Raw genomic sequence first — 20,855 nt, 5'->3', positions numbered from 1 at the left:
GGAGGAGGCGAGGGTCGTCGTGTATCAGCCCCGGGGGGTCGGGCTGATACACCCTCGGCTCACGGCCGAGTAATGCTTACTATACACATGCCAGCCGGGCTTCACGCAAGTACTCAACCAACCGAAAGTGCCGCCTGAGCCGTGAAAACACCGACCGGAGAAAGACACCCTTCGTATTCGTGCGCTCAATTCGGGCCGGAGATCACGGGTTTGCCGCATCCCGGACCTATGCTGGATCGGTGACCGTCCCCGACCCGGCCGCGCAGCAGCAAGTCTCGCCGCAAATACCGGGACCGACAGTGCCGGGCCTGCGCACCGCCGCTTTCTTCGATTTGGACAAGACCATCATCGCCAAGTCGAGCACGCTGGCGTTCAGCAAACCCTTCTTTGCGCAGGGGCTGCTTAACCGTCGTGCCGTTTTGAAGTCCAGCTACGCGCAATTCATCTTCCTGCTCTCCGGGGCAGATCATGACCAGATGGACCGAATGCGAGCTCACCTGGCCAATATGTGCATCGGGTGGGACGTCGAACAGGTCAAGTCGATCGTCAGCGAGACGCTGCACGACATCGTGACGCCGCTGGTGTTCGCCGAGGCCGCCGATCTGATCGCTGCGCACAAATTGTGTGGCCGTGACGTCGTGGTGGTATCGGCATCGGGTGAGGAGATCGTCGCGCCGATCGCCCGTGCCCTGGGCGCCACGCATGCCATGGCGACCCGGATGGTGGTCGAGGATGGCAAGTACACCGGCGAGATCGCGTTCTACTGCTACGGCGAAGGCAAGGTCCAAGCGATCCGCGAGCTGGCCGTGCGCGAGGGGTATCCGCTGGAGCACTGCTACGCGTACTCCGACTCGATCACCGACCTGCCGATGCTGGAGATCGTCGGCCACCCGTCGGTCGTCAACCCTGACCGCGGGTTGCGCAGGGAGGCCCTGGACCGCGGCTGGCCGGTGTTGTCGTTCTCCCGGCCGGTCTCGTTGCGCGACCGGATCCCGGCGCCGTCGGGTGCCGCGATCGCGACGACGGCCGCGGTGGGTGTCACCGCGGTGGCTGCCGGCGCCGTCACCTACGCGCTGTTGCGGCGCTTCGCGTTCTAGTCTCCGGCGACAGGCGCCGACGGACGTCGCCCCAGCTTTCCCAAACGCCACGGCAGCAAACACTTTTCGCGCACGAGCCGAATCCGTTGCGCAACTTTGAGGCGTCAGCCCCTTGCTGTGCCAGTGCTCTAGTAGTACAAAGGAGACACGGCAGCCCGGTGAGGCCAAGGTCGATCCGGAAGAGAAGGTTCGATCTCCCGACCCGGGCACCCAGCACGGTTCCCGGCACCCACGCGGAGTCATAGCCGCGATAATGGCAGAAGTGTTGCGGGCCTGCGTAATTGCGAAGATGGAATGCCGCGACGGCCCTTTGGGTGGGGCTGCAGCAGGAAGTGTCGCAAACGCGCCGAGGCCACCCACGCAGCCCACATAATGCACGCTTGGTAACCGAGAACCGTGTTGGCGGGCGGCGATTCGAAATCTTCGTGTCGCCGCCCGCTTCGCATTTGTCGCAGGGTTATTTCGGCGGGCCGCCGGTTACTGATTCAGCAATCATCAGCGCCTCCTGCGCACCGGCTCTCATCGCCCGGCAACACAGCACCAACCACGCCGCGACTCCGTCGGGCGAGCCCGAGGCGAACTTCAGCGCGGCGTCCCGGTACGCGGCGGACTGCCGCATCCAGTTCACCTCCGGCACTCCCAGCCCGTGCGGATCGAGCCCCCGTGCGATCGTCACCAACCGCGACACCGCGCGGGCCACCACCCCGTCACCGCTGCCGAATGGCTTGAGCGTCAACAACTCCCCGTGCGCCACCGCAGCAACTACGGCCGCCGATGCTGCTGTCGGGCGAGTCACCAGGTCGGCCAGCAACTCGAGGCGCGGACCGATCTCCGGATCGGTCCGCGGCCGGCCGAGCCGGTCGGCGTCGACCTGGTCGGCGGCGGCAAGCATGTGCAATCGGGCCAGTGCCTGCAGCGGCGCCTTCTGCCAGACCGCGATCAGCGGGCCGCTGCCACCTTCCAGCGCCTGGGCCACCCGCAGCGCACCGCCGAACACGGGATCACTGACGCCACCGTGCTGGGTGGCGGCCTCCGCCACGTCGTCCAGGCGCACCGGCCCGCCGTCGAGCACCGACGACGCCCGTGCCGCGCGCAACGACGCCTCGGCGGCGGTCACCGGCCAGCCGCGCAGGTTGGCCCGGTGCCGGTGCGCCCGACCCAGCGCCTCACGCGCCCGGTCGCTGGCTTCGGCGACACCGGGCAGGTCCATCAGCGGAGCCAGCGGGTCGGTCACAGAGAGCCAAACTAGCGGGACGCCGCCGGGGCGCCGGGGATGGCCTCCAACAACTGCCGGGTGTAGTCGTGCTGTGGCGCGGTGAAAACCTGTTCAGTGGCGGCGTGTTCGACCACCCGCCCGTCCCGCATCACCAGCACGTCGTCGGAGATCTGGCGGATCACCGCCAGATCGTGGCTGATGAACAGATACGTCAGGCCCAGCTCGGCCTGCAGTTCGGCCAGCAGGTTCAGGATCTGCGCCTGCACCAGCACGTCGAGCGCGGAGACCGCCTCGTCGCACACCAACACATCGGGCCGCAGCGCCAGCGCCCGCGCGATCGCCACCCGTTGCCGTTGCCCGCCGGACAGTTCGCGGGGCAGCCGGTCAAGCACCGAGGACGGCAGCGCCACCTGGTCGAGCAATTCGCGCACCGCCCGCCGACGCTGGGCACGGTCGCCGACCCGGTGGATCCGCAGTGGCTCCTCCACCGCGCGGGCCACCGAGTACATCGGGTCCAGGCTGCTGTAGGGATTCTGGAAGACCGGCTGCACCCGACGGCGAAACGCCAATTCTGCGCGGCGGTCCAGCGTGGTGACATCGGTCCCGTCGAAAACCACGCTGCCCGACGTCGGCCGCAACAGGCCCAGCACCATCCGCGCCAGCGTCGACTTGCCCGACCCCGACTCGCCGACCACGGCCAGGGTGCCGGCCCGGGCCAGCCGGAACGAGACGGCGTCGACGGCGCGAAATTCCGCGCGACGCCACGGCACGCCGGGTGATTCGCGGTAGGTCTTGGTCAACTCCGACACGACGAGGATGTCCGCGGAACCCCCAGCGTGCTCGGTCGCCGTCGCTGCTACCCGTTCCCGAATCTGGGCTGAGCGCTTGTCCCGAGCCCGCAGCGACGGCGCGGCGGCCACCAGCCGACGCGTGTACTCGTGTTGCGGGTAGCGCAGAATCTCCTGCGCTGCACCGGATTCCACCACGACACCACGATGCACCACGATCACGGACTCGGCCCGCTGCGCCGCCAGCGCCAGGTCGTGGGTGATCAGCAGCAGCGCAGTCCCCAGTTCGTCGGTGAGGTGGCCGAGATGGTCGAGGACCTGGCGTTGCACGGTGACGTCCAGCGCCGACGTCGGTTCGTCGGCGATCAGCAGCCGCGGCCGGCCGGCGAGTCCGATCGCGATCAGCGCGCGCTGGCACATCCCGCCGGACAGCTGGTGTGGATACCGGCCGGCCTGCCGGGCCGGGTCGCGCATCCCCGCCTCGGCGAGCAGCTCAACCGCGCGCCGTCGCGCCGCACGCCCATCGGCATTGGCCCGCAACGCTTCTCGAACCTGAAAGCCGACTTTCCAGACCGGGTTGAGGTTGGTCATCGGATCCTGCGGCACATAGCCGATCTCCCGGCCCCGGATGTCACGCATCGCGCGTTCACCGGCCCGGGTGATGTCGCGGCCGTCGAAAACAATGCGGCCGGCGGTGATTCGGCCACCGGGCGCGAGCAGTCCCAGAACGGCCGCCGCCGCGGTGGACTTGCCCGACCCCGATTCCCCCACCACCGCGACGGTCTGCCCGGGCAACACCGAGAAAGACATCCCGCGGACCGCCTGCTGGTCGCCGAAGCGGACCTCCAGACCCGCTACCGACAACAGCGCGCTCATGCCCGCCACGCCCGGGACGCCGGATCCAGACCGTCGCGCAGCGCGTCCCCCATGACCATGAACGCCAGCACCGTGATCGCCAGCGCGCCGGCGGGATAGAACAGGATGGGTGAACCGGCCCGCAGCCGCATCTGCGCCACGTTGATGTCGCCACCCCAGGAGACCACCGACGGCGGTAACCCGACACCGAGGTAGGACAACGTCGCCTCGGTCACGATGAAGGCGCCCAAGGCGATGGTGGCCACCGCGATGACGGGGCCTATCGCGTTCGGCACCGCATGCCGGAGCAGGATACGAAACCTGCCCAGCCCCAATGCTTTCGCCGCCAGCACGTAATCGCTGCCCCGTACCTGGAGAATCGAGCTGCGCGCGATCCTGGCCACCTGCGGCCAGCCGAACAACGCCAGGATGGCGATCACCGTCCACACCGTTCGGTGCCGCAGCACCTGCATGAGCACAATGGCGGCCAACAGCAGCGGCAACCCGAAGAACACGTCGGTCAGGCGGGACACCACCGCGTCGAGCCAGCCACCGTAAAAGCCGGCCAGGGCGCCCAACACCCCGCCGACGACGAACACGGCCATCGTTGCGCCGAGCCCGACCATCACCGACGCCCGGGCGCCATAGATGGTGCGCGCGTAGATGTCATGGCCCTGCAGGTCCGTGCCGAACCAGTGCGCGGCCGACGGGGGCAGCAGGCTCTGACCCGGGTCGGCGTAGGTGGGGTCGGCCCCGGTGAACAACGACGGAAACGCCGCTACGAGCAGGATCAGCACGATCATTGCCGCAGCGATGACGAACTTGGGTCGCCTATACATACCGGATCCTGGGATCCAGCGCGGCGTAGAGCAGATCCACCAGCAGATTGCTCACCAGGTAGATCAGCACCAGCACCGTGACGATCGACACCACTGTAGGCGCCTCCTGCCTGGTGACCGCCTGATACAGCACACCGCCGACGCCGTGGATGTTGAAAATCCCTTCGGTCACTATGGCGCCACCCATCAGCGCGCCCAGGTCGGCACCCAGGAACGTCACCACCGGGATCAGCGAATTGCGCAGGATGTGCACGGTGACCACCCGCGACCGCGACAACCCCTTGGCGGTGGCGGTGCGCACATAGTCGGCGTGGGCATTGGCGGCCACTGCGGAGCGGGTCAGCCGCACCACGTAGGCGAAGGACACCAGACCCAGAACGATGCCGGGCAGCAGCAGCCGGTCGAAGCTGGCCCGTCCCCCGACCGTGACGGGCGCCCACCCCAGCCGGACCCCGAACACGAACTGCGCCAGGAAGCCCAACACGAAAATCGGGATCGCGATGATGACCAGTCCGGCGACCAGCACCGTGGCATCGAAGACACCGCCCTGGCGCAGTCCGGCGATCACGCCGAACCCGATCCCCAGCACCGCCTCCACCACCAGAGCGATCAGCGCCAGCCGTATCGTCACCGGAAAGGCATGTGCCAGAACGGCGCTGACCGGAAGACCGGAGTACGCGCGGCCCAGATCGCCGTGCAGCAGGCCACCCAGGTAGCGCAGGTACTGCACCAGGAAGGGGTCGTCGAGGTGGTATTGGGCGCGTAGTTGCGCGGCGACCGCCGGGCTCAACGGCCGGTCGCCGGCGATGGCGGCCACCGGATCGCCGGGCAGCAGGAACACCATGCCGTAGATCAGCAGGGTGGCGCCCAGGAAAACCGGCACCATCACCGCGATCCGGCGCAGCACATACCAGCCCATGTCAGCCCTTGTGCAGGTTCTCGTAGTCGGGCAGACCGTTCCAGGTGGGCTGCACATTGCTCACCTGAGCCGACCAACCGATCACACTGATGTAGTACCACAGCGGAATGGCAGGCATGTCGCGCAACAGAATTCGCTGTGCGATGTTGACCCGCAGATCGGCCTCGTGCACGTCGGGCGCCGCTTCGGCGGCGGCCAGCGCGGCGTCGAACTCCCGACTGGAGTACCCCACATCGTTGGAACCGGCGCCGGTGGCGTAGAGCGGTGCGAGGAATTCGATCATCGACGGGTAGTCCCCGATCCAGCCGGCTCGGAAGGCCGTATTGATGGTCCGGTTGGTGATTTGGGTGCGGAACCCGGCGAACGTGGGCTGTGGCGCCCCGGCCGCGTCAATACCGAGCACGTTCTTGATGCTGTTGGCCACCGCGTCCACCCACTCCTGATGACCGCTGTCGGCGTTGTAGGCGATCGCGTACCGTCCCGTCCACGGCGAGATGGCATTGGCCTGTGCCCAGAGTTGCTGCGCGCGAGCAGGATTGAAGTCCAACGCATCGCTTCCCGGAATGTTCGGATCGAACCCCGGCAGCGAGCTGGCAGTGAAATCCCTTGCCGGCTGCCGTGTTCCGCTGAATATCTGTTGGCAGATCTGCGGGCGGTTGATGGCCGCCGACAGGGCCAGTCGGCGCAACCGGCCCTCCTCGCCGCCGAAGTGGGGCAACCGCAGCGGTGTGTCCACCGACTGGCTGACCGCGACCGGCGCCTTGACGGCATTGCCACCCAGGTCGCGCTGATAGATAGGCAACGCGCTGGACGGAATCGTATCCAGCACATCCAGATTGCCCGACAGCAGGTCGGCGTACGCGGTGTCCAGGTTGGCGTAGAACTCGAACCGCAGACCTTTGTTGTGCGGCTTGCGGTTGCCGTGGTAGTCGGGGTTGGGCACCAGGTCGATCTTGACGTTGTGTTCCCATGCCGGCCCGTGGGCACTGTCGGCGAGTCGGTAAGGCCCGTTGCCGACCGGGCTGCGGCCGAATGCCGCCATGTCGCGAAATGCCATGGGCGGCAACGGGTAGAAGGCGCTGTGCCCCAGGCTCATGATGAAGTCGATGGTCGGTGCCTGCAGCCGGACGGTGAACTCGAGATCGTTGACGACGCGCAGCCCGGACATGCTGGTAGGCCGGCCGTCCCCGGGTGGGCCGGCCACTTCGTCGTAGCCGGCGATCGGGCTGAAGAAGTTCTGCTGCAGTTGGGCGTTGGCGCTCAACGCCCCGTAGTTCCACGCGTCGACGAACGAATGAGCGGTGACCGGCGAGCCGTCGGTGAACTTCCATCCCGGTTTGAGCACAATGCGGTAGTTGATGTTGTCGGTGCTCTCGATCGACTCGGCCACCTCCGGGGATGGCCGGCCCGCCGCGTCGTACGACATCAGGCCCGCGAACAACCGGTCGATGATGCGGCCGCCGTTGGAGTCGTTGGTGCCGGTCGGGATCAGCGGGTTGGGTGGCTCGGCACCATTGACCACCACCACCTCGGGTGTCAGCATGCCGCCGCCACAGCCCGCCAAGTGAGCAGACACCAGCAGGGCGGCCAGCGCGGCCCGCATCCGACGCATGACAGCGACCCTAATAGGCTCGCTACGTGACAGACGCCACCGCCGAAGGCCCGTCTACTTACCCACCGCCCGAGCACTTCGTCGACCAGGCCAACGCCCGCGCGGAGCTCTACGAGAAGGCCGCCGAAGACCGCCTGGCGTTCTGGGCCGAACAGGCCGACCGGCTGGCCTGGGAGACGCCGTTCACCGAGGTGCTGGACTGGTCGGACGCGCCGTTCGCCAAATGGTTCGTCGGAGGCAAGCTCAACGTCGCCTACAACTGTGTGGATCGCCATGTCGAAGCCGGCCACGGCGACCGGGTCGCGTTCCACTGGGAAGGCGAGCCCGACGACCACCGGCGCACCTTCACCTACGCGGACCTGCAGACAGAAGTGTGCAAGGCGGCCAACGCGCTGACCGACCTCGGCCTGGTGGCCGGGGACAGAGTGGCCATCTACCTACCGCTGATCCCCGAGGCGGTGATCGCGATGCTGGCCTGCGCCCGGCTGGGCGTCATGCACACCGTGGTGTTCGGCGGCTTCACCGCGCACGCGCTGCAGGCCCGGATCGCCGACGCCGACGCCAAGCTGTTGATCACCGCCGACGGCCAGTTCCGCCGCGGCAAGCCCGCACCGCTGAAAGAGGCCGCCGACGAGGCAGTCTCGGTCGACGGCAGCCCGGTCGAGCACGTGCTGGTGGTGCGGCGCACCGGGGTCGACGTGTCCTGGGACGACGACCGCGATCTGTGGTGGCACGATGTCGTCGACGCGGCCGCCCCGGAGCACGTGGCCGAGGCCTTCGATGCCGAGCAGCCGTTGTTCCTGCTCTACACCTCGGGCACCACCGGCAAGCCCAAAGGGATCGTGCACACCAGCGGCGGTTACCTGACCCAGTGCGCCTACACCATGCACGCGATCTTCGACGTCAAGCCGGACAGCGACGTGTTCTGGTGCACCGCCGACATCGGCTGGGTCACCGGACACACCTACGGCGTCTACGGGCCGCTGTCCAGCGGCATCACCGAGGTGCTCTACGAGGGCACCCCGAACACCCCGAGCCAGCACCGGCATTTCGAGATCATCGAAAGATACGGCGTCACAATCTATTACACGGCTCCTACGCTGATCCGCACGTTCATGAAGTGGGGGCGGGAGATTCCGGACGCGCATGACCTGTCCAGCGTGCGACTGCTGGGCACGGTCGGCGAGATCATCAATCCCGAAGCCTGGCGCTGGTACCGCGACGTGATCGGCGGCGGGCGGGTGCCGGTGGTCGACACCTGGTGGCAGACCGAGACCGGTGCGGCGATGATCTCCCCGCTGCCCGGCGTGGCCGCCGCGAAACCCGGTTCGGCGATGGCGGCGCTGCCGGGCATCTCGGCGAAGATCGTCGACGACCACGGCGAACCGCTACCTCCCGACAAGGAGGGGGAAGAGCACGTCACCGGTTACCTCGTTCTGGACCAGCCGTGGCCGGGGATGTTGCGCGGTATTTGGGGCGACCCGGAGCGGTACCAGAAGACCTACTGGTCCAAGTACGCCGAGCACGGCTACTACTTCGCCGGCGACGGCGCCCGGTTCGACCCCGACGGCGACATCTGGGTCCTGGGCCGCATCGACGACGTGATGAACATATCCGGGCACCGGATCTCCACCGCCGAGGTGGAGTCCGCGCTCGTCGGACATTCCGGGGTGGCCGAGGCCGCGGTGGTGGGGGTCACCGACGACACCACCGGCCAGGCCATCTGCGCGTTCGTCGTGCTGCGGGAAGACTACGAAGCCAGTGACCGTACCGTCGAGGATCTACGCGGCGAGGTCGCCCACGAGATCTCCCCGATCGCCAAGCCGCGCGAGGTCCACATCGTGCCCGAGCTGCCCAAGACCCGCAGCGGCAAGATCATGCGGCGACTGTTGCGCGACATCGCCGAGAACCGGGAACTGGGCGACACCTCGACGTTGCTGGACCCCGATGTATTCGACGCGATCCGCGAGGCGAAGTAGCTCAGTCGGCGATCGGCACGAATCCTGAACCGGGCCGGTTCTTGGCGTTGATGTCGGCCAGGTCGGCATTGATCGACATCACCACCGCGGGCGTGTGGAGCGGGATGTACTTGGTGACACAGGTGGGCAGATTGTCGCTGAAAGCGCCGTGAATCATCCCGACCAGCATGTTGTCCACCGTCACCGGCGCACCGGAATCCCCCGGTCCACCGCAGACCTGCATCAGGATGGTGCCTGGGTCCTGCCCGGGTCCCCAGGTCACCCCGCACGAGTTGCCGGTGGTGCGGCCCTGCTTGCAGGCGACCTGACCGGCCGTTGGTTCGGGGCCGATGCCGTTGACGGCAAAGCCGTTGAAGTTCGCCACCGGCGTCACCTTGGCCGGATCGAACCTGATCACCGCGTAGTCCAGACCGTCGTTGCCGGCGACCATGGTGCCCACCTGGCCCCGGTTCTCGGCCCCCTCGGCGGCGACCGGCGCGCCGGGACCCCCGCAGTGCGCGGAGCTGAACCCGATGAGGTCGCCGAACTTGTCGTGCCCGATGGCGGTCAGCGTGCACAGGGTGCCGGTGTTGACGACGATGCCCGCACCGGCGCCGAGCGGGACTTTGTCGTCGGCGGCCGCGGTGCTGACGGGCAGGATCAGAAGGCCCAGGAACGCGGCCATCACCGCCGCGACCCGGAGGGGCTTTCGGCCGCTGGGCGCCTTCTGCAAAGTGATACTCCCGTCAGGATGGTCGAAAAGAGGAAGAAGATGGATGAGAGGTTCGGAGAACAGTCCGCCCAGTGTATTGGCCGGGTTCGCCGCGGGTTCGGCTGGCCTCGTCGGGCATCGGGCCACATGGCAACATGAACCGCGACGACTGACGCGCCACCGGAGCTGCAGGGGCGTTGCAACGGAGAGGATCGTCTGTGAGCAAACCTGACAAGAACGGTGTGCCCAACACTCTGACCACGATTCCGCTGGCCGACCCGCATGCCAGGGTCGGCGACCCGTCGGTGGGCGACCTCATCAAGGACGTCACGACGCAGATGTCGACGCTGGTGCGCGCCGAGGTGGAATTGGCCCGCGCCGAAATCACCCGGGATGTCAAGAAAGGGCTGACCGGCAGCGTCTTCTTCATCTCCGCGCTGGTCATCTTGTTCTACTCCACCTTCTTCTTGTTCTTCTTCCTCGCCGAACTCCTCGACACCTGGCTGTGGCGCTGGGCGGCGTTCCTGATCGTCTTCGCGATCATGGTGGTGGTCACCGCCGTGCTCGCGCTGTTCGGTTTCCTCAAGGTTCGCCGAATCCGCGGCCCGCAGCAGACCATCGAATCGGTGAAAGAGGCGCGCACCGCGTTCACTCCGGGGCACGACAAGAACCTTGCCGCGGCACCGCAGTCCAAGGCGATCACGGCCGACGCCAAGACGCCCGCCGATCCCTCGGGTTGGTAGATGGCGGCTCCCGATCCGTCGATGGTCCGGATCGACGGGCCGTGGCGGCATCTGGACGTGCATGCCAACGGCATCCGGTTCCACGTCGTGGAGGCTGACGCCGGCATACCGGCCACCGGGCGGCCGCTGGTGATCCTGCTGCACGGCTTCGGCTCGTTCTGGTGGTCCTGGCGGCACCAACTACGGGACTTGACCGGCGCGCGGGTGGTCGCGGTCGACCTGCGCGGATACGGCGGTAGCGACAAGCCGCCCCGCGGCTACGACGGCTGGACGTTGGCCGGCGATACGGCGGGTCTCATCCGGGCGCTCGGCCACTCTTCGGCGACGCTGATCGGCCACGCCGACGGCGGATTGGCATGCTGGGCCACCGCGCTGCTGCACTCGCGGCTGGTGCGCGCCATCGGTCTGATCAGCTCGCCCCACCCGGCCGCCCTGCGCCGCTCCACGCTGGCCCGGCGCGACCAGGGTCGCGCGCTGCTGCCCACCCTGCTGCGGTATCAGGCGCCGTGGTGGCCCGAGCGGTCGCTCACCAAACACAACGGTGCCGAGATCGAGCGCCTGGTCCGCAGCCGCAGCAGCTCTCCATGGGTTGCCTCCGCAGATTTTTCCCAGACCATCGGTTATCTGCGCACCGCCATCCGGATCCCGGGGGCCGCGCACTGCGCGCTGGAATATCAGCGCTGGGCGGTACGCAGCCAGTTGCGCAGCGAGGGACACCGCTTCATCAAATCGATGGTCGCCCCGCTCGCTGTCCCGCTACTGCACATCCGCGGCGACGCCGACCCCTATGTGCTGGCCGCCCCGGTGGAACGCACCCAGCGCTACGCGCCGCACGGCCGCTACATCTCGGTCACCGGCGCCGGGCATTTCAGCCACGAAGAGGCGCCGCGGGAAGTCACCCGACACCTCATGCGGTTCCTCGATCAGGTGCACCGGGTCAGTTGACGCAGGCTCCGGTGGCCACCGGCTGGCTCGCGCCGATCCTGCCCAGCTGACTGCGCACCTCGTCGGCCGTCAACACGAATCCGGTGTCGGCGTCGTCGACCGCTGCGCCGAACACCACGCCGAGCACGTTGCCGTCGAGGTCGACCAGCGGCCCACCCGAATCGCCCTGTTCCACATTGGCCCGGATGGTGTAGACATCCCGGGTGACCGGCTGTGGGCTGCGGTAGATGTCCGGTCCGCTGAGCTTGATCCGCTCGCGGATCCGGGCCGGGGAGGCGGTGAAGTTGCCGCCACCCGGATAACCCAGTACCACCACGTCGGTGCCGGTCTTGGCGGGGGAGTACTCGAAGACCAGCGGCGTGGCCTGCAGACCCGGCACCGCGAGGATGGCGATGTCCACCGCCGAGTCGTAGGACACCACGGTGGCATCGAGGGTCTTGCCGTTGGCCTGGATCGAGACGCTGTTGGACCCCGCGACCACGTGCGCGTTCGTCATCACCCGTTCCGGGGAGATCACGAATCCGGTGCCTTCGAGCACTTTCTGGCAGCTCTGCGCGATGCTGCGGATCTTGACGACGCTGGGCGCGACGGCGGCCACCACCGGGTTGTTGGCCAGCGCCGGATCCGGGGAGGCGACCGGGATGACCGGGGTGCGGCTGAAGGGTTCCAGCACCGCGGGCAGCCCGGAGGTGTTCAGCAGGCCCGAGAGCCGTTGCCGCAGCGGCTGTTTCAGCCACGACGGGGCCACGTCATTGACCGTGGCGAGCACCTGCGAACCCTTCACCGCGGCGGCGAGTTCGGGCTGGTCCTTGGACTGCGTCAGCGGGGTGGCCAGCAACCAGGCCGCGGTCAACACCACCTGGAGCTGGATAGCTACGCCGATCACCGAGTCGATGGTGCGGATCGGCTTGTTGCGGATCGCCCCGCGCACCGCGCGTCCCAGCACCACGCCGGCGACCTCACCGACTACCACCAGCGCCAGGATCAGGAACAGCGCGGCGAACAACTTCGCCCGCGGCGCGGCGATATGGCTGACGATGTGCGGCGCCAGCAGCACCCCGGCGACCGCGCCCAGCAAGACACCCGCGAACGACAGCACCGACCCCAGCGCGCCGGACCGCCACCCGGAGATCGCTGCGATCAGAGCCACCGCCAGGATCGCGATGTCCAGCCACTGCGACGGGCTCATCGAGTTCACCGCAACCCACCCCTGTTCGTCGGGGTTTGCGCCGCAGGGTCGCCCACCAGCACCATCGCCTCGTCCAGCTCGCGGATGTCGTTGGTGTCCCAGGGCTGTGCCCAACCGGCGACGTCGAGAATGGCAGCAATCACCTGGCCAGTGAATCCCCACACCAGCATCTGGTTCAACAGAAACGCCGGACCGGCCCAGCGCCTGCCCAAGGTGCCGCGGTACACCATCAGCCTGTTCTCCGGATTGATGAAGGCCCGCACCGGCACCCGCGCCACGATCGCCGTCTCGGCGTCGTTGACGACGGTGACCGGACCGGGATCCGGTGAATAGGCCAGCACCGGCACGACATGAAAATTCGACGGCGCGATGAACGTCCGCTCCATCGTCGCCAGCGCGTGCAGCCGGCCGACGTCGATCCCGGTCTCCTCGCGTGCCTCGCGCAGCGCGGTGGCGACGGGTCCGTCGTCGCCGGGGTCGGACGCACCGCCGGGAAACGCGGCCTGCCCGGCGTGGTGACGCAGTGTGGCGGCGCGCACCGTCAGCAGCAGGTCGGCGTCATCGGGCACGCGACCGTCCGCCGGGCCGTCCTGCGGCCCGGAGAACAGCACCAGCACCGCGGCGTCCCGGCCGGTACGGCGCAACGACGATACCGATCTGGCCGCGGTCACCATGGCCAGCACGTCGGCCGGCAGGCGGCGCCGGTAGGCGTCGGGAATCTGGTCGACGTTGTCGACCAGCGGTCGTAACCAGGGCGGGCCGATATCGGGAGTCAGAGGAGTCGCAGCACTCACCGGCGTCTCCCTCCTGTCTCGACAGCCCGGCTCGCTCACCCCGCCCCGTCTCCGATCACGGCCGCGATCTCCTCAGCGCTGCCGAACGCCCGCGGCAGGGTTTGGGCAACGCTACCGTCCGGCCGCAGCACCACCGTCGCAGGCATCACGTTAACAACCCGCAGCGCAGCCGCCACTTTGCGGCGACCGTCCTGCAGGGTCGGCAACCGCACGCCGAGTTCGGTCAACCGCAGCAGCGCGGCTGTCTCGTTCTCGTCCTGATGCACCGTCACCACGGTGACGTCGGAACCGACCCGGCGCTGATATTCGGCCATCGCGGGCAGTTCGGCAGTGCACGGCGCACACCAGTACGCCCACAGGTTGAGCACCACCCGCCGGCCGGTCAACGCTCTGCCCAGGTCCACGGCCGCACCGTCGGCCGCGCACTCCACCACGACGCCCCGCAAGGCGCCCTCGCCCTCCCCCGGTCCCGGCCCCGGGCAGGCCGGCAGTCCGGCGCGCCGGCGTGGGCCGGCCAGCGCTGCGGGGGTGTCGGCGTCGCGGTGTTCACGCTGCACCGGCGCCTGCGTGTGCGCCGGCGGCACCGGCTCCCCGCGCAGTTCGGCCACGAAAGCGACCACCAGCGCGACCACCAACACCAGGACCGCGATCGTCCAGCGAGCCGTGCCGGAAAGTGCTTTCATCCGGGCGCGTTACAACCCGGCCAGGGCCAGCAGGTGGTCGGTTTCGGGTCCTTGGACCAGCGGCGCGGCCAGCAGTGGCTCGGTCGGGCCAAGCCCGTAGGAGGGACAGTCCTTGGCCAGCACGCAGACTCCACAGGCCGGTTTGCGGGCGTGGCACACCCGGCGGCCGTGGAAAATCACCCGGTGACTGAGCAATGTCCATTCCTTGCGCTCGATCAGCTCACCAACGGCGCGCTCGACCTTGACCGGGTCCTCTTCCTCGGTCCATCGCCACCGGCGCACCAACCGCCCGAAATGGGTGTCGACGGTGATGCCGGGAATGCCGAAGGCGTTGCCCAGGATGACGTTGGCCGTCTTGCGGCCCACCCCGGGCAACGTCACCAGTTCGTCCATCGTCCGCGGCACCTCGCCGTCGAACCGCTCGACCAGGGCCTGCCCCAGCCCGATCAGCGACGACGCCTTGTTGCGGAAGAAGCCGGTGGGATGGATCAACGTCTCCAATTCGGCGCGGTCGGCCTGCGCGTAATCCAGCGCCGTGCGGTACTTGGCGAACACCGCCGGGGTGGTCAGATTCACCCGCTTGTCGGTGCTCTGCGCCGACAAGACGGTAGCCACCGCCAGTTCCAGCGGCGACGTGAAATCCAGTTCGCAGTAGACGTGCGGAAACGCTTGCGCCAGAGTGCGATTCATCCGCCGCGCCCGTCGCACCAGACCCGTCCGGGTCTCATTGGACCAGCGCTTGGACGCCTTCGCCGCTGTCACCTACGACAGAGTACTTATTTCGTGATCTGACTGAGACCCCGCCTTGATCGAAGTCCGTGTTTACTCTCCCTTGTGTTGTGGTTGCTGGTGGCCTGCATTCCCGGGTTGCTGATGCTGGCGGCGCTCGGGCTCGGGCGGCTGGAGAAGACCCTTGCCCACGACGCCGTCAGCAGCACGGACGTCGCCGCATTCCGGGAGCAGGCCGAGGCGGTCGACGTGCACACCCTGGCCCGCGAGGGCATGCCCGAGGCCCTGGAGTATCTGCACCGCCGTCATGCTCTGGGACTTGCCGCCGCACCCCAGTCCCGGTTGCTGACCGGGCGCCATCACGCCGAGACATTCTTCGTTGCCGACGTCGTCGGACGAATCGAGACGGGACTCCCCACCCGCATCCGACACGTCAATCGTGTGTAGCGTTGGCAGGCCGCACAGATTGGCCTACCTTTAGAATCGTGTCGGCCGTCACAGGTTGGCCTGCCCGTATCAACTTCGTCACCAACTGAAGAGGCAAGAAGAGGCAACGTGGACGAGATCCTGGCAAGGGCAGGAATCTTCCAAGGGGTTGAGGCCAGCGCGGTCGCCGCGTTGACCAAGCAACTGCAGCCCGTTGATTTCCCCCGTGGACACACGGTTTTCGCTGAAGGCGAGCCGGGTGACCGGCTGTACATCATCGTCGCCGGCAAAGTGAAGATCGGTCGCCGGTCCCCGGACGGCCGGGAGAACCTGCTGACCATCATGGGACCGTCGGACATGTTCGGCGAGCTGTCGATCTTCGACCCGGGCCCCCGGACGTCGAGTGCGACGACGATCACCGAGGTGCGCGCGGTCTCGATGGACCGCGACGCGTTGCGGGCCTGGATCGCTGACCGCCCGGAGATCGCCGAGCAGCTGTTGCGGGTGTTGGCACGGCGGTTGCGCCGCACCAACAACAACCTGGCCGACCTGATCTTCACGGACGTGCCCGGCCGGGTGGCCAAGCAGCTGCTGCAGCTGGCGCAGCGGTTCGGCACCCAGGAGGGTGGCGCGATGCGGGTCACCCACGATCTGACCCAGGAGGAGATCGCCCAGCTGGTGGGCGCCTCCCGGGAGACCGTCAATAAGGCGCTGGCCGATTTCGCGCACCGCGGCTGGATTCGCCTGGAGGGCAAGAGCGTCCTCATCTCGGACTCCGAACGTCTGGCCCGCCGGGCTCGCTAACCGGACTCGGCGCGCAGGTAGTCCAATTGCACCTGCACCGACCACTCGGCCGCGTCCCAGAGCTTCTCGTCGACGTCGGTGTAGACGTGTTCGACGACCTGCCGGGCAGTCGCGTCGTCGCCCAGCGCGCGCAATGCGGCGCGCACCTGCTCGAGCCGCTCGTGCCGGTGGACCAGGTAGTCGTGCGTGACGGCGGTCAGATCGCCGAGGTCGGGCCCGTGCCCGGGCAACACCGTGCGCCGGCCGAGTCCGCGCAATCGCTGCAGTGACTCGAGGTAGTCGGTCAGATTTCCGTCTTCGGAGTCCATCACGGTGGTGCCGCGACCCAGCACCGTGTCGGCGGTCAAAACCGCGTCGTCGAGGATGAAGGACAGTGAGTCGGCGGTATGGCCGGGAGTGGCCATCACCTTGATCGTCAGGCCGGCGGCGTCGATCACCTCGCCGTCGGTGAGATGACCGCCGAGTCCGCGCAGGAACCCGCTGCCCGCCGACCGCACGGTCGCCCCGGTCAGCTCGACCAGCTTGTCGATGCCGTCGGTGTGGTCCGGGTGGCGGTGGCTGATCAGGACCAGGCTGATGCGGCCGAGCGCCGCCACCCGCGCGATGTGCTCGTCGTCGTCGGGCCCGGGGTCCACGATCACCAACTCGTCGCTGCGCGGGCCGCGCAGCACCCAGGTGTTGGTGCCGTCCAGGGTCATCAGACCCGGGTTGTCGGCGAGCAGCACCGAGGCAGTCTCAGTGACCGCCCGCAGCTGACCATAGGCGGGATGCGTCAACGCCGACTCAGTCACGGCCCGTTACCCGACCTCCACGATCAGCTCCACTTCCACCGGCGCGCCCAGGGGCAATTCGGCTACGCCCACTGCCGAACGCGCGTGCACGCCGCTGTCCCCGAAAACCTCGGCGAGCAATTCCGACGCGCCGTTGACCACACCCGGCTGACCGTGGAAACCCGGCGCGGACGCGACGAATCCGACCACCTTGACCACCTTGGTCACCGAGTCCAGGCCCACCAGCGAATCCACCGCGGCCAGAGCGTTGAGCGCGCAGATCCGCGCCAGGCTCTTGCCGACGTCCGGGGTGATGTCGCTGCCGACCGCGCCGGTGGCGGGCAGCTTACCGTCGACCAACGGCAGTTGGCCGGCGGTGTAGACCAGGTTGCCGGTGCGCACCGCGGGAACGTAGGCCGCCAGCGGCGCGGCCACTTGGGGCAGCGTGATGCCCAGCTCCGCGAGCCGGGCAGTGACGCTCACTTGGGGCGTTTGAGATAGGCGACGTGCTGTTCGCCGGTGGGACCTGGCAGCACCGCAACCAGCTCCCAACCGTCGGCGCCCCACTGGTCGAGAATCTGCTTGGTGGCGTGGGTGAGCAGCGGAATCGTCGCGTACTCCCATGTCGTGGGTTGGGTCATGACGCGAGCTTATCGGCCGGTGTTGACCAGCTCCGGCCAGCCCGCTGGCCGGCCGAACCGGTAGGGCTAGCATGCGATGGTGGCAAACACATCGAGCGGCGGTAACTCCGTCGGGTGGCCGTCGCGGCTGTCGAAGGCCCGGCTGCATTTCGTGACGGGCAAGGGCGGCACGGGGAAGTCGACGATCGCGGCCGCGCTGGCACTGACGCTGGCGGCCGGCGGCCGCAAAGTCTTGTTGGTGGAAGTCGAAGGCCGCCAAGGGATTGCGCAACTCTTCGACGTACCGCCGCTGCCATACCAGGAAGTCAAGATCGCCACCGCCGAACGTGGCGGGCAGGTCAACGCGCTGGCGATCGAGCTCGAGGCCGCGTTCCTGGAGTACCTGGACATGTTCTACAACCTGGGACTGGCCGGCCGGGCGATGCGCAGGATCGGTGCCATCGAGTTCGCCACCACCATCGCACCCGGTCTGCGCGACGTGTTGCTCACCGGCAAGATCAAAGAAACGGTCATCCGGCTGGACAAGAACAAGCGGCCGCTCTACGACGCGATCGTCGTCGATGCGCCCCCGACCGGTCGGATCGCCCGCTTTCTGGACGTCACCAAAGCGGTCTCCGACCTCGCCAAGGGCGGCCCGGTGCACTCGCAGGCCGAAGGCGTGGTCAGACTGCTGCACTCCGACCAGACCGCCATCCACCTGGTGACGTTGCTGGAGGCGCTGCCGGTGCAGGAGACGCTGGAAGCGATCGAGGAACTCGCCGAGATGCAGTTGCCCATCGGCAGCGTCATCGTGAACCGCAACATTCCGGCCTACCTCGACTCCGGCGACCTGGCCAAGGCCGCCGAAGGTGTCGTCGACGCGGACTCGGTCCGCGCCGGGCTGGCGACGGCCGGCATCGAATTGGACGACAACGACTTCGCCGGCCTGCTGACCGAGACCATCCAACACGCCACCCGGATCGCCGCGCGCGCCGAGACCGCACAACAGCTCGACGCGCTGCAGGTGCCGAGGCTGGAATTGCCGACCATCTCCGACGGCGTCGATCTGGGCAGCCTGTACGAGCTTTCCGAAGCGCTTGCCCACCAGGGGGTTCGATGACTACGACGCAGTCCCATAAGCCGGAAACCCTTGACATGGCGGCTCTTTTGGCCGACACGTCCAACCGGGTCGTGGTGTGCTGCGGTGCGGGCGGCGTGGGCAAGACCACGACTGCCGCAGCCATCGCGCTGCGGGCAGCCGAATATGGCCGCACCGTAGTGGTTTTGACGATCGACCCGGCCAAACGCCTCGCACAAGCGTTGGGAGTCAACGATCTTGGGAATACGCCGCAGCGGGTACCGCTGGCACCCGAGGTCCCCGGGGAGTTGCACGCGATGATGCTGGACATGCGCCGCACCTTCGACGAGATGGTGATGCAGTACTCGGGTTCCGAACGGGCGCAATCGATTCTGGACAATCAGTTCTATCAGACCGTCGCGACCTCGCTGGCCGGCACGCAGGAGTACATGGCCATGGAGAAACTGGGCCAGCTGCTGGCTCAGGACCGGTGGGACCTGGTGGTCGTGGACACTCCCCCGTCGCGCAACGCGCTGGATTTCCTGGATGCCCCCAAGCGGCTGGGCAGTTTCATGGACAGTCGGCTGTGGCGCCTGCTGCTCGCGCCCGGACGGGGTCTCGGTCGCCTGGTGACGGGTGCCATGGGCCTGGCCATGAAGGCGATGTCGACGATCCTGGGTTCGCAGATGCTCGGGGACGCGGCAGCGTTCGTGCAATCGTTGGACGCGACATTCGGCGGTTTCCGCGAGAAGGCGGACCGCACCTATGCGTTGCTGAAACGGCGCGGCACCCAGTTCGTGGTCGTGTCGGCCGCCGAGCCGGACGCGCTGCGCGAGGCGTCGTTCTTCGTGGACCGGCTGTCCGAGGAGTCCATGCCGCTGGCGGGCCTGGTGTTGAACCGCACCCACCCGATGCTGTGTTCGTTGCCGGCCGAACGGGCCATCGATGCCATCCAGAAGTTAGCGGCCGAGACCGATTTGGAAGCCTCCTCGCTGGCCGCCGCCGTGCTGCAGATTCACGCCGACCGGGCGCAGACCGCCAAGCGGGAGATTCGACTGCTGTCGCGGTTCACCGGCGCCAACCCGCATGTGCCCGTCATCGGGGTGCCGTCGCTGCCGTTCGACGTCTCCGACCTCGAAGCGCTGCGCGCTCTGGCCGACCAGATTACCTCGACCGCATAACCAGCGGCGATACCCCGCCTGGGCGATTTATTTGACGCCGTTACAACGGCAGTAGTTACCATTTGCCCCATCAGTAACGCTCAATAGCAGCTTGACCTGCGCAAATAAGCATCATTTCATGGTGCGATCAACTAACTTGTAACACTTTCGTCATGATGAAGGCTTGCCGTAGCGTCGGTCCGCGCTGGGCTGCAGGCATGCTGCGCGGGGGCGGAATCAGCGTCCACCCGCTGCGCGTTCGCAGGTTTCCGACTCCGCTGAGTCCAGCGTCCGGCACGGCCCCCCACCTGCACCGATATGGGGGTAACCGGCCTTTATTTGACGGCCGTTCAACGGATGCACCAAATGCGACCCCGCCCAGGAGGCCGAAAAAGTGCCTTTGAGCTGCGCATATAAGATTAGGGCCGCAGCATACTGAGGCAGGTTGTAACAGAAAAGTAATAGGGAAGGACGTGCCGTGCGGCCCGGGTCAGATGATGCTGCGACGCCTACGCTTGTCGAAGTAGTCGGACCAGGAGACCACCTCGGGGTGCTGCTTGAGCAGGGCCCGGCGCTGACGTTCGGTCATGCCGCCCCACACGCCGAACTCCACCTTGTTGTCCAGGGCGTCTGCACCGCATTCCTGCATCACCGGGCAGTGCCGGCAGATCACCGCAGCCTTGCGCTGGGCGGCCCCCCGCACGAAGAGTTCGTCGGGATCGGTTGCCCGGCACAGTGCCTGCGATACCCAGGCGACGCGGTCATCGGCTTCGACGCTGCGCAGCAGGTTTCCGGTGGACGTGAGGTTCGTCTTACGAGCGCCCGGGCGCGATCCTGACACGAGCTGATCCCTTTCTCCCGGCCGCGAATCGCGACCGCCTCCTCGGGTACCAGCCGATGATGCGATCTGAGCCACAC

Annotated in this window: 22 protein-coding genes; 8 read left to right on the top strand and 14 right to left on the bottom strand. The window is 67.6% G+C overall.

Annotated features, from left to right (window positions below):
• Positions 1–239 precede the first annotated feature (239 nt).
• Positions 240–1,097: an HAD-IB family hydrolase gene (locus AC5Y3Z_RS19385; RefSeq protein WP_463828765.1), complete on the top strand. Its 858-nt coding sequence runs from the start codon at positions 240–242 to the stop codon at positions 1,095–1,097.
• A gap of 457 nt (positions 1,098–1,554) precedes the next feature.
• Here the strand turns inward: AC5Y3Z_RS19385 and AC5Y3Z_RS19380 are convergent, their stop codons facing one another.
• From AC5Y3Z_RS19380 to AC5Y3Z_RS19360, 5 genes are read right to left on the bottom strand one after another with little or no spacing between them, the layout of a single operon-like run.
• The gene (locus AC5Y3Z_RS19380; protein WP_463828773.1) at positions 1,555–2,307 is read right to left on the bottom strand and encodes a Fic family protein; all 753 of its coding nucleotides are present in this window, start codon (positions 2,305–2,307) and stop codon (positions 1,555–1,557) included.
• A 35-nt stretch (positions 2,308–2,342) separates the two neighbouring features.
• A complete protein-coding gene (locus AC5Y3Z_RS19375) occupies positions 2,343–3,977 on the bottom strand; it encodes a dipeptide ABC transporter ATP-binding protein (RefSeq protein ID WP_473139890.1) in 1,635 nt (544 codons plus the stop codon).
• Positions 3,974–4,795 (bottom strand): ABC transporter permease, encoded by an 822-nt coding sequence (locus AC5Y3Z_RS19370; RefSeq protein ID WP_463828763.1) that lies wholly within the window; start codon positions 4,793–4,795, stop codon positions 3,974–3,976. The genes AC5Y3Z_RS19375 and AC5Y3Z_RS19370 overlap by 4 nt, the downstream gene beginning before the upstream one ends.
• Positions 4,788–5,714: an ABC transporter permease gene (locus tag AC5Y3Z_RS19365; RefSeq protein WP_463828762.1), complete on the bottom strand. Its 927-nt coding sequence runs from the start codon at positions 5,712–5,714 to the stop codon at positions 4,788–4,790. The genes AC5Y3Z_RS19370 and AC5Y3Z_RS19365 overlap by 8 nt, the downstream gene beginning before the upstream one ends.
• 1 nt (position 5,715) lies before the next feature.
• Positions 5,716–7,326, bottom strand: coding sequence for a peptide ABC transporter substrate-binding protein (locus tag AC5Y3Z_RS19360; protein WP_473139891.1), 1,611 nt, complete (start codon positions 7,324–7,326; stop codon positions 5,716–5,718).
• Between the two features lie 26 nt (positions 7,327–7,352).
• Between AC5Y3Z_RS19360 and acs the strand changes: the two genes are divergently transcribed.
• Entirely contained in the window at positions 7,353–9,305 is a 1,953-nt protein-coding gene (gene acs, locus AC5Y3Z_RS19355) for an acetate--CoA ligase (RefSeq protein ID WP_473139892.1), read from the top strand.
• A gap of 1 nt (position 9,306) precedes the next feature.
• On the opposite strand, the gene AC5Y3Z_RS19350 is transcribed toward acs, so the two are convergent.
• Positions 9,307–9,969, bottom strand: a complete 663-nt coding sequence (locus AC5Y3Z_RS19350; RefSeq protein ID WP_463828772.1) for a S1 family peptidase — start codon at positions 9,967–9,969, stop codon at positions 9,307–9,309.
• Positions 9,970–10,214: 245 nt separating this feature from the next.
• Between AC5Y3Z_RS19350 and AC5Y3Z_RS19345 the strand changes: the two genes are divergently transcribed.
• Positions 10,215–10,739: a phage holin family protein gene (locus AC5Y3Z_RS19345; RefSeq protein ID WP_463828759.1), complete on the top strand. Its 525-nt coding sequence runs from the start codon at positions 10,215–10,217 to the stop codon at positions 10,737–10,739.
• On the top strand, positions 10,740–11,684 hold the full coding sequence (locus tag AC5Y3Z_RS19340) for an alpha/beta fold hydrolase (RefSeq protein WP_463828758.1): 945 nt from the start codon (positions 10,740–10,742) through the stop codon (positions 11,682–11,684).
• On the opposite strand, the gene marP is transcribed toward AC5Y3Z_RS19340, so the two are convergent.
• The 4 genes from marP to nth are packed head-to-tail and all read right to left on the bottom strand — an operon-like array spanning position 11,677 to position 15,040.
• Positions 11,677–12,873 (bottom strand): acid resistance serine protease MarP, encoded by a 1,197-nt coding sequence (marP, locus tag AC5Y3Z_RS19335; RefSeq protein ID WP_463828757.1) that lies wholly within the window; start codon positions 12,871–12,873, stop codon positions 11,677–11,679. The two genes, AC5Y3Z_RS19340 and marP, sit on opposite strands and share 8 nt — an antisense overlap.
• A 5-nt stretch (positions 12,874–12,878) precedes the next feature.
• Complete coding sequence (locus tag AC5Y3Z_RS19330) at positions 12,879–13,706, bottom strand: NUDIX hydrolase (protein WP_463828756.1); 828 nt, start codon at positions 13,704–13,706, stop codon at positions 12,879–12,881.
• A complete protein-coding gene (locus tag AC5Y3Z_RS19325) occupies positions 13,703–14,350 on the bottom strand; it encodes a TlpA family protein disulfide reductase (RefSeq protein ID WP_473139893.1) in 648 nt (215 codons plus the stop codon). The genes AC5Y3Z_RS19330 and AC5Y3Z_RS19325 overlap by 4 nt, the downstream gene beginning before the upstream one ends.
• Before the next feature lie 9 nt (positions 14,351–14,359).
• Complete coding sequence (nth, locus tag AC5Y3Z_RS19320) at positions 14,360–15,040, bottom strand: endonuclease III (RefSeq protein WP_463828771.1); 681 nt, start codon at positions 15,038–15,040, stop codon at positions 14,360–14,362.
• A gap of 183 nt (positions 15,041–15,223) precedes the next feature.
• On the opposite strand from nth, the gene AC5Y3Z_RS19315 reads away from it, so the two are divergent.
• Both AC5Y3Z_RS19315 and crp read left to right on the top strand, forming a co-directional pair.
• Positions 15,224–15,526: a hypothetical protein gene (locus AC5Y3Z_RS19315; protein ID WP_463828770.1), complete on the top strand. Its 303-nt coding sequence runs from the start codon at positions 15,224–15,226 to the stop codon at positions 15,524–15,526.
• Positions 15,527–15,634: 108 nt separating this feature from the next.
• Positions 15,635–16,309, top strand: a complete 675-nt coding sequence (gene crp, locus AC5Y3Z_RS19310) for a cAMP-activated global transcriptional regulator CRP (RefSeq protein WP_463828754.1) — start codon at positions 15,635–15,637, stop codon at positions 16,307–16,309.
• Here crp and AC5Y3Z_RS19305 read toward each other — a convergent pair.
• Genes AC5Y3Z_RS19305 through sp36 form a run of 3 tightly spaced genes read right to left on the bottom strand, consistent with a single transcriptional unit; the run spans position 16,306 to position 17,720 of the window.
• Positions 16,306–17,100, bottom strand: a complete 795-nt coding sequence (locus AC5Y3Z_RS19305; protein ID WP_463828753.1) for an MBL fold metallo-hydrolase — start codon at positions 17,098–17,100, stop codon at positions 16,306–16,308. The two genes, crp and AC5Y3Z_RS19305, sit on opposite strands and share 4 nt — an antisense overlap.
• Before the next feature lie 6 nt (positions 17,101–17,106).
• Positions 17,107–17,562, bottom strand: a complete 456-nt coding sequence (locus tag AC5Y3Z_RS19300) for a RidA family protein (protein ID WP_463828752.1) — start codon at positions 17,560–17,562, stop codon at positions 17,107–17,109.
• On the bottom strand, positions 17,559–17,720 hold the full coding sequence (gene sp36, locus AC5Y3Z_RS19295) for a Sp36 family protein (protein ID WP_120794267.1): 162 nt from the start codon (positions 17,718–17,720) through the stop codon (positions 17,559–17,561). Before sp36 ends, AC5Y3Z_RS19300 begins: the two co-directional genes overlap by 4 nt.
• Positions 17,721–17,796: 76 nt before the next feature.
• Here sp36 and bagA point away from each other — a divergent pair, with 76 nt between their 5' ends.
• Complete coding sequence (gene bagA, locus AC5Y3Z_RS19290) at positions 17,797–18,819, top strand: ATPase BagA (protein ID WP_463828751.1); 1,023 nt, start codon at positions 17,797–17,799, stop codon at positions 18,817–18,819.
• A complete protein-coding gene (gene bagB / locus AC5Y3Z_RS19285; protein WP_473139894.1) occupies positions 18,816–19,958 on the top strand; it encodes an ATPase BagB in 1,143 nt (380 codons plus the stop codon). The genes bagA and bagB overlap by 4 nt, the downstream gene beginning before the upstream one ends.
• 469 nt (positions 19,959–20,427) lie before the next feature.
• On the opposite strand, the gene AC5Y3Z_RS19280 is transcribed toward bagB, so the two are convergent.
• Complete coding sequence (locus AC5Y3Z_RS19280; protein WP_463828749.1) at positions 20,428–20,778, bottom strand: WhiB family transcriptional regulator; 351 nt, start codon at positions 20,776–20,778, stop codon at positions 20,428–20,430.
• Between the last annotated feature and the right edge of the window lie 77 nt (positions 20,779–20,855).

Source organism: Mycobacterium sp. NGS61 (assembly GCF_059812325.1).
The sequence above is the reverse complement of the archived record's forward strand: the minus strand, read 5'-3'. Positions and strand labels throughout refer to the sequence as shown.

What these genes read in the sequence shown, in the direction of transcription:
- AC5Y3Z_RS19380 (WP_463828773.1), bottom strand. Translation starts at nt 2,307, where the DNA reads ATGGACCTGCCCGGTGTCGCCGAAGCCAGCGACCGGGCGCGTGAGGCG.
- AC5Y3Z_RS19375 (WP_473139890.1), bottom strand. Translation starts at nt 3,977, where the DNA reads ATGAGCGCGCTGTTGTCGGTAGCGGGTCTGGAGGTCCGCTTCGGCGAC.
- AC5Y3Z_RS19370 (WP_463828763.1), bottom strand. Translation starts at nt 4,795, where the DNA reads ATGTATAGGCGACCCAAGTTCGTCATCGCTGCGGCAATGATCGTGCTG.
- AC5Y3Z_RS19365 (WP_463828762.1), bottom strand. Translation starts at nt 5,714, where the DNA reads ATGGGCTGGTATGTGCTGCGCCGGATCGCGGTGATGGTGCCGGTTTTC.
- AC5Y3Z_RS19360 (WP_473139891.1), bottom strand. Translation starts at nt 7,326, where the DNA reads ATGCGTCGGATGCGGGCCGCGCTGGCCGCCCTGCTGGTGTCTGCTCAC.
- AC5Y3Z_RS19350 (WP_463828772.1), bottom strand. Translation starts at nt 9,969, where the DNA reads ATGGCCGCGTTCCTGGGCCTTCTGATCCTGCCCGTCAGCACCGCGGCC.
- AC5Y3Z_RS19340 (WP_463828758.1), top strand. Translation starts at nt 10,740, where the DNA reads ATGGCGGCTCCCGATCCGTCGATGGTCCGGATCGACGGGCCGTGGCGG.
- marP (WP_463828757.1), bottom strand. Translation starts at nt 12,873, where the DNA reads ATGAGCCCGTCGCAGTGGCTGGACATCGCGATCCTGGCGGTGGCTCTG.
- AC5Y3Z_RS19325 (WP_473139893.1), bottom strand. Translation starts at nt 14,350, where the DNA reads ATGAAAGCACTTTCCGGCACGGCTCGCTGGACGATCGCGGTCCTGGTG.
- nth (WP_463828771.1), bottom strand. Translation starts at nt 15,040, where the DNA reads ATGAATCGCACTCTGGCGCAAGCGTTTCCGCACGTCTACTGCGAACTG.
- AC5Y3Z_RS19315 (WP_463828770.1), top strand. Translation starts at nt 15,224, where the DNA reads ATGCTGGCGGCGCTCGGGCTCGGGCGGCTGGAGAAGACCCTTGCCCAC.
- sp36 (WP_120794267.1), bottom strand. Translation starts at nt 17,720, where the DNA reads ATGACCCAACCCACGACATGGGAGTACGCGACGATTCCGCTGCTCACC.
- bagA (WP_463828751.1), top strand. Translation starts at nt 17,797, where the DNA reads ATGGTGGCAAACACATCGAGCGGCGGTAACTCCGTCGGGTGGCCGTCG.
- bagB (WP_473139894.1), top strand. Translation starts at nt 18,816, where the DNA reads ATGACTACGACGCAGTCCCATAAGCCGGAAACCCTTGACATGGCGGCT.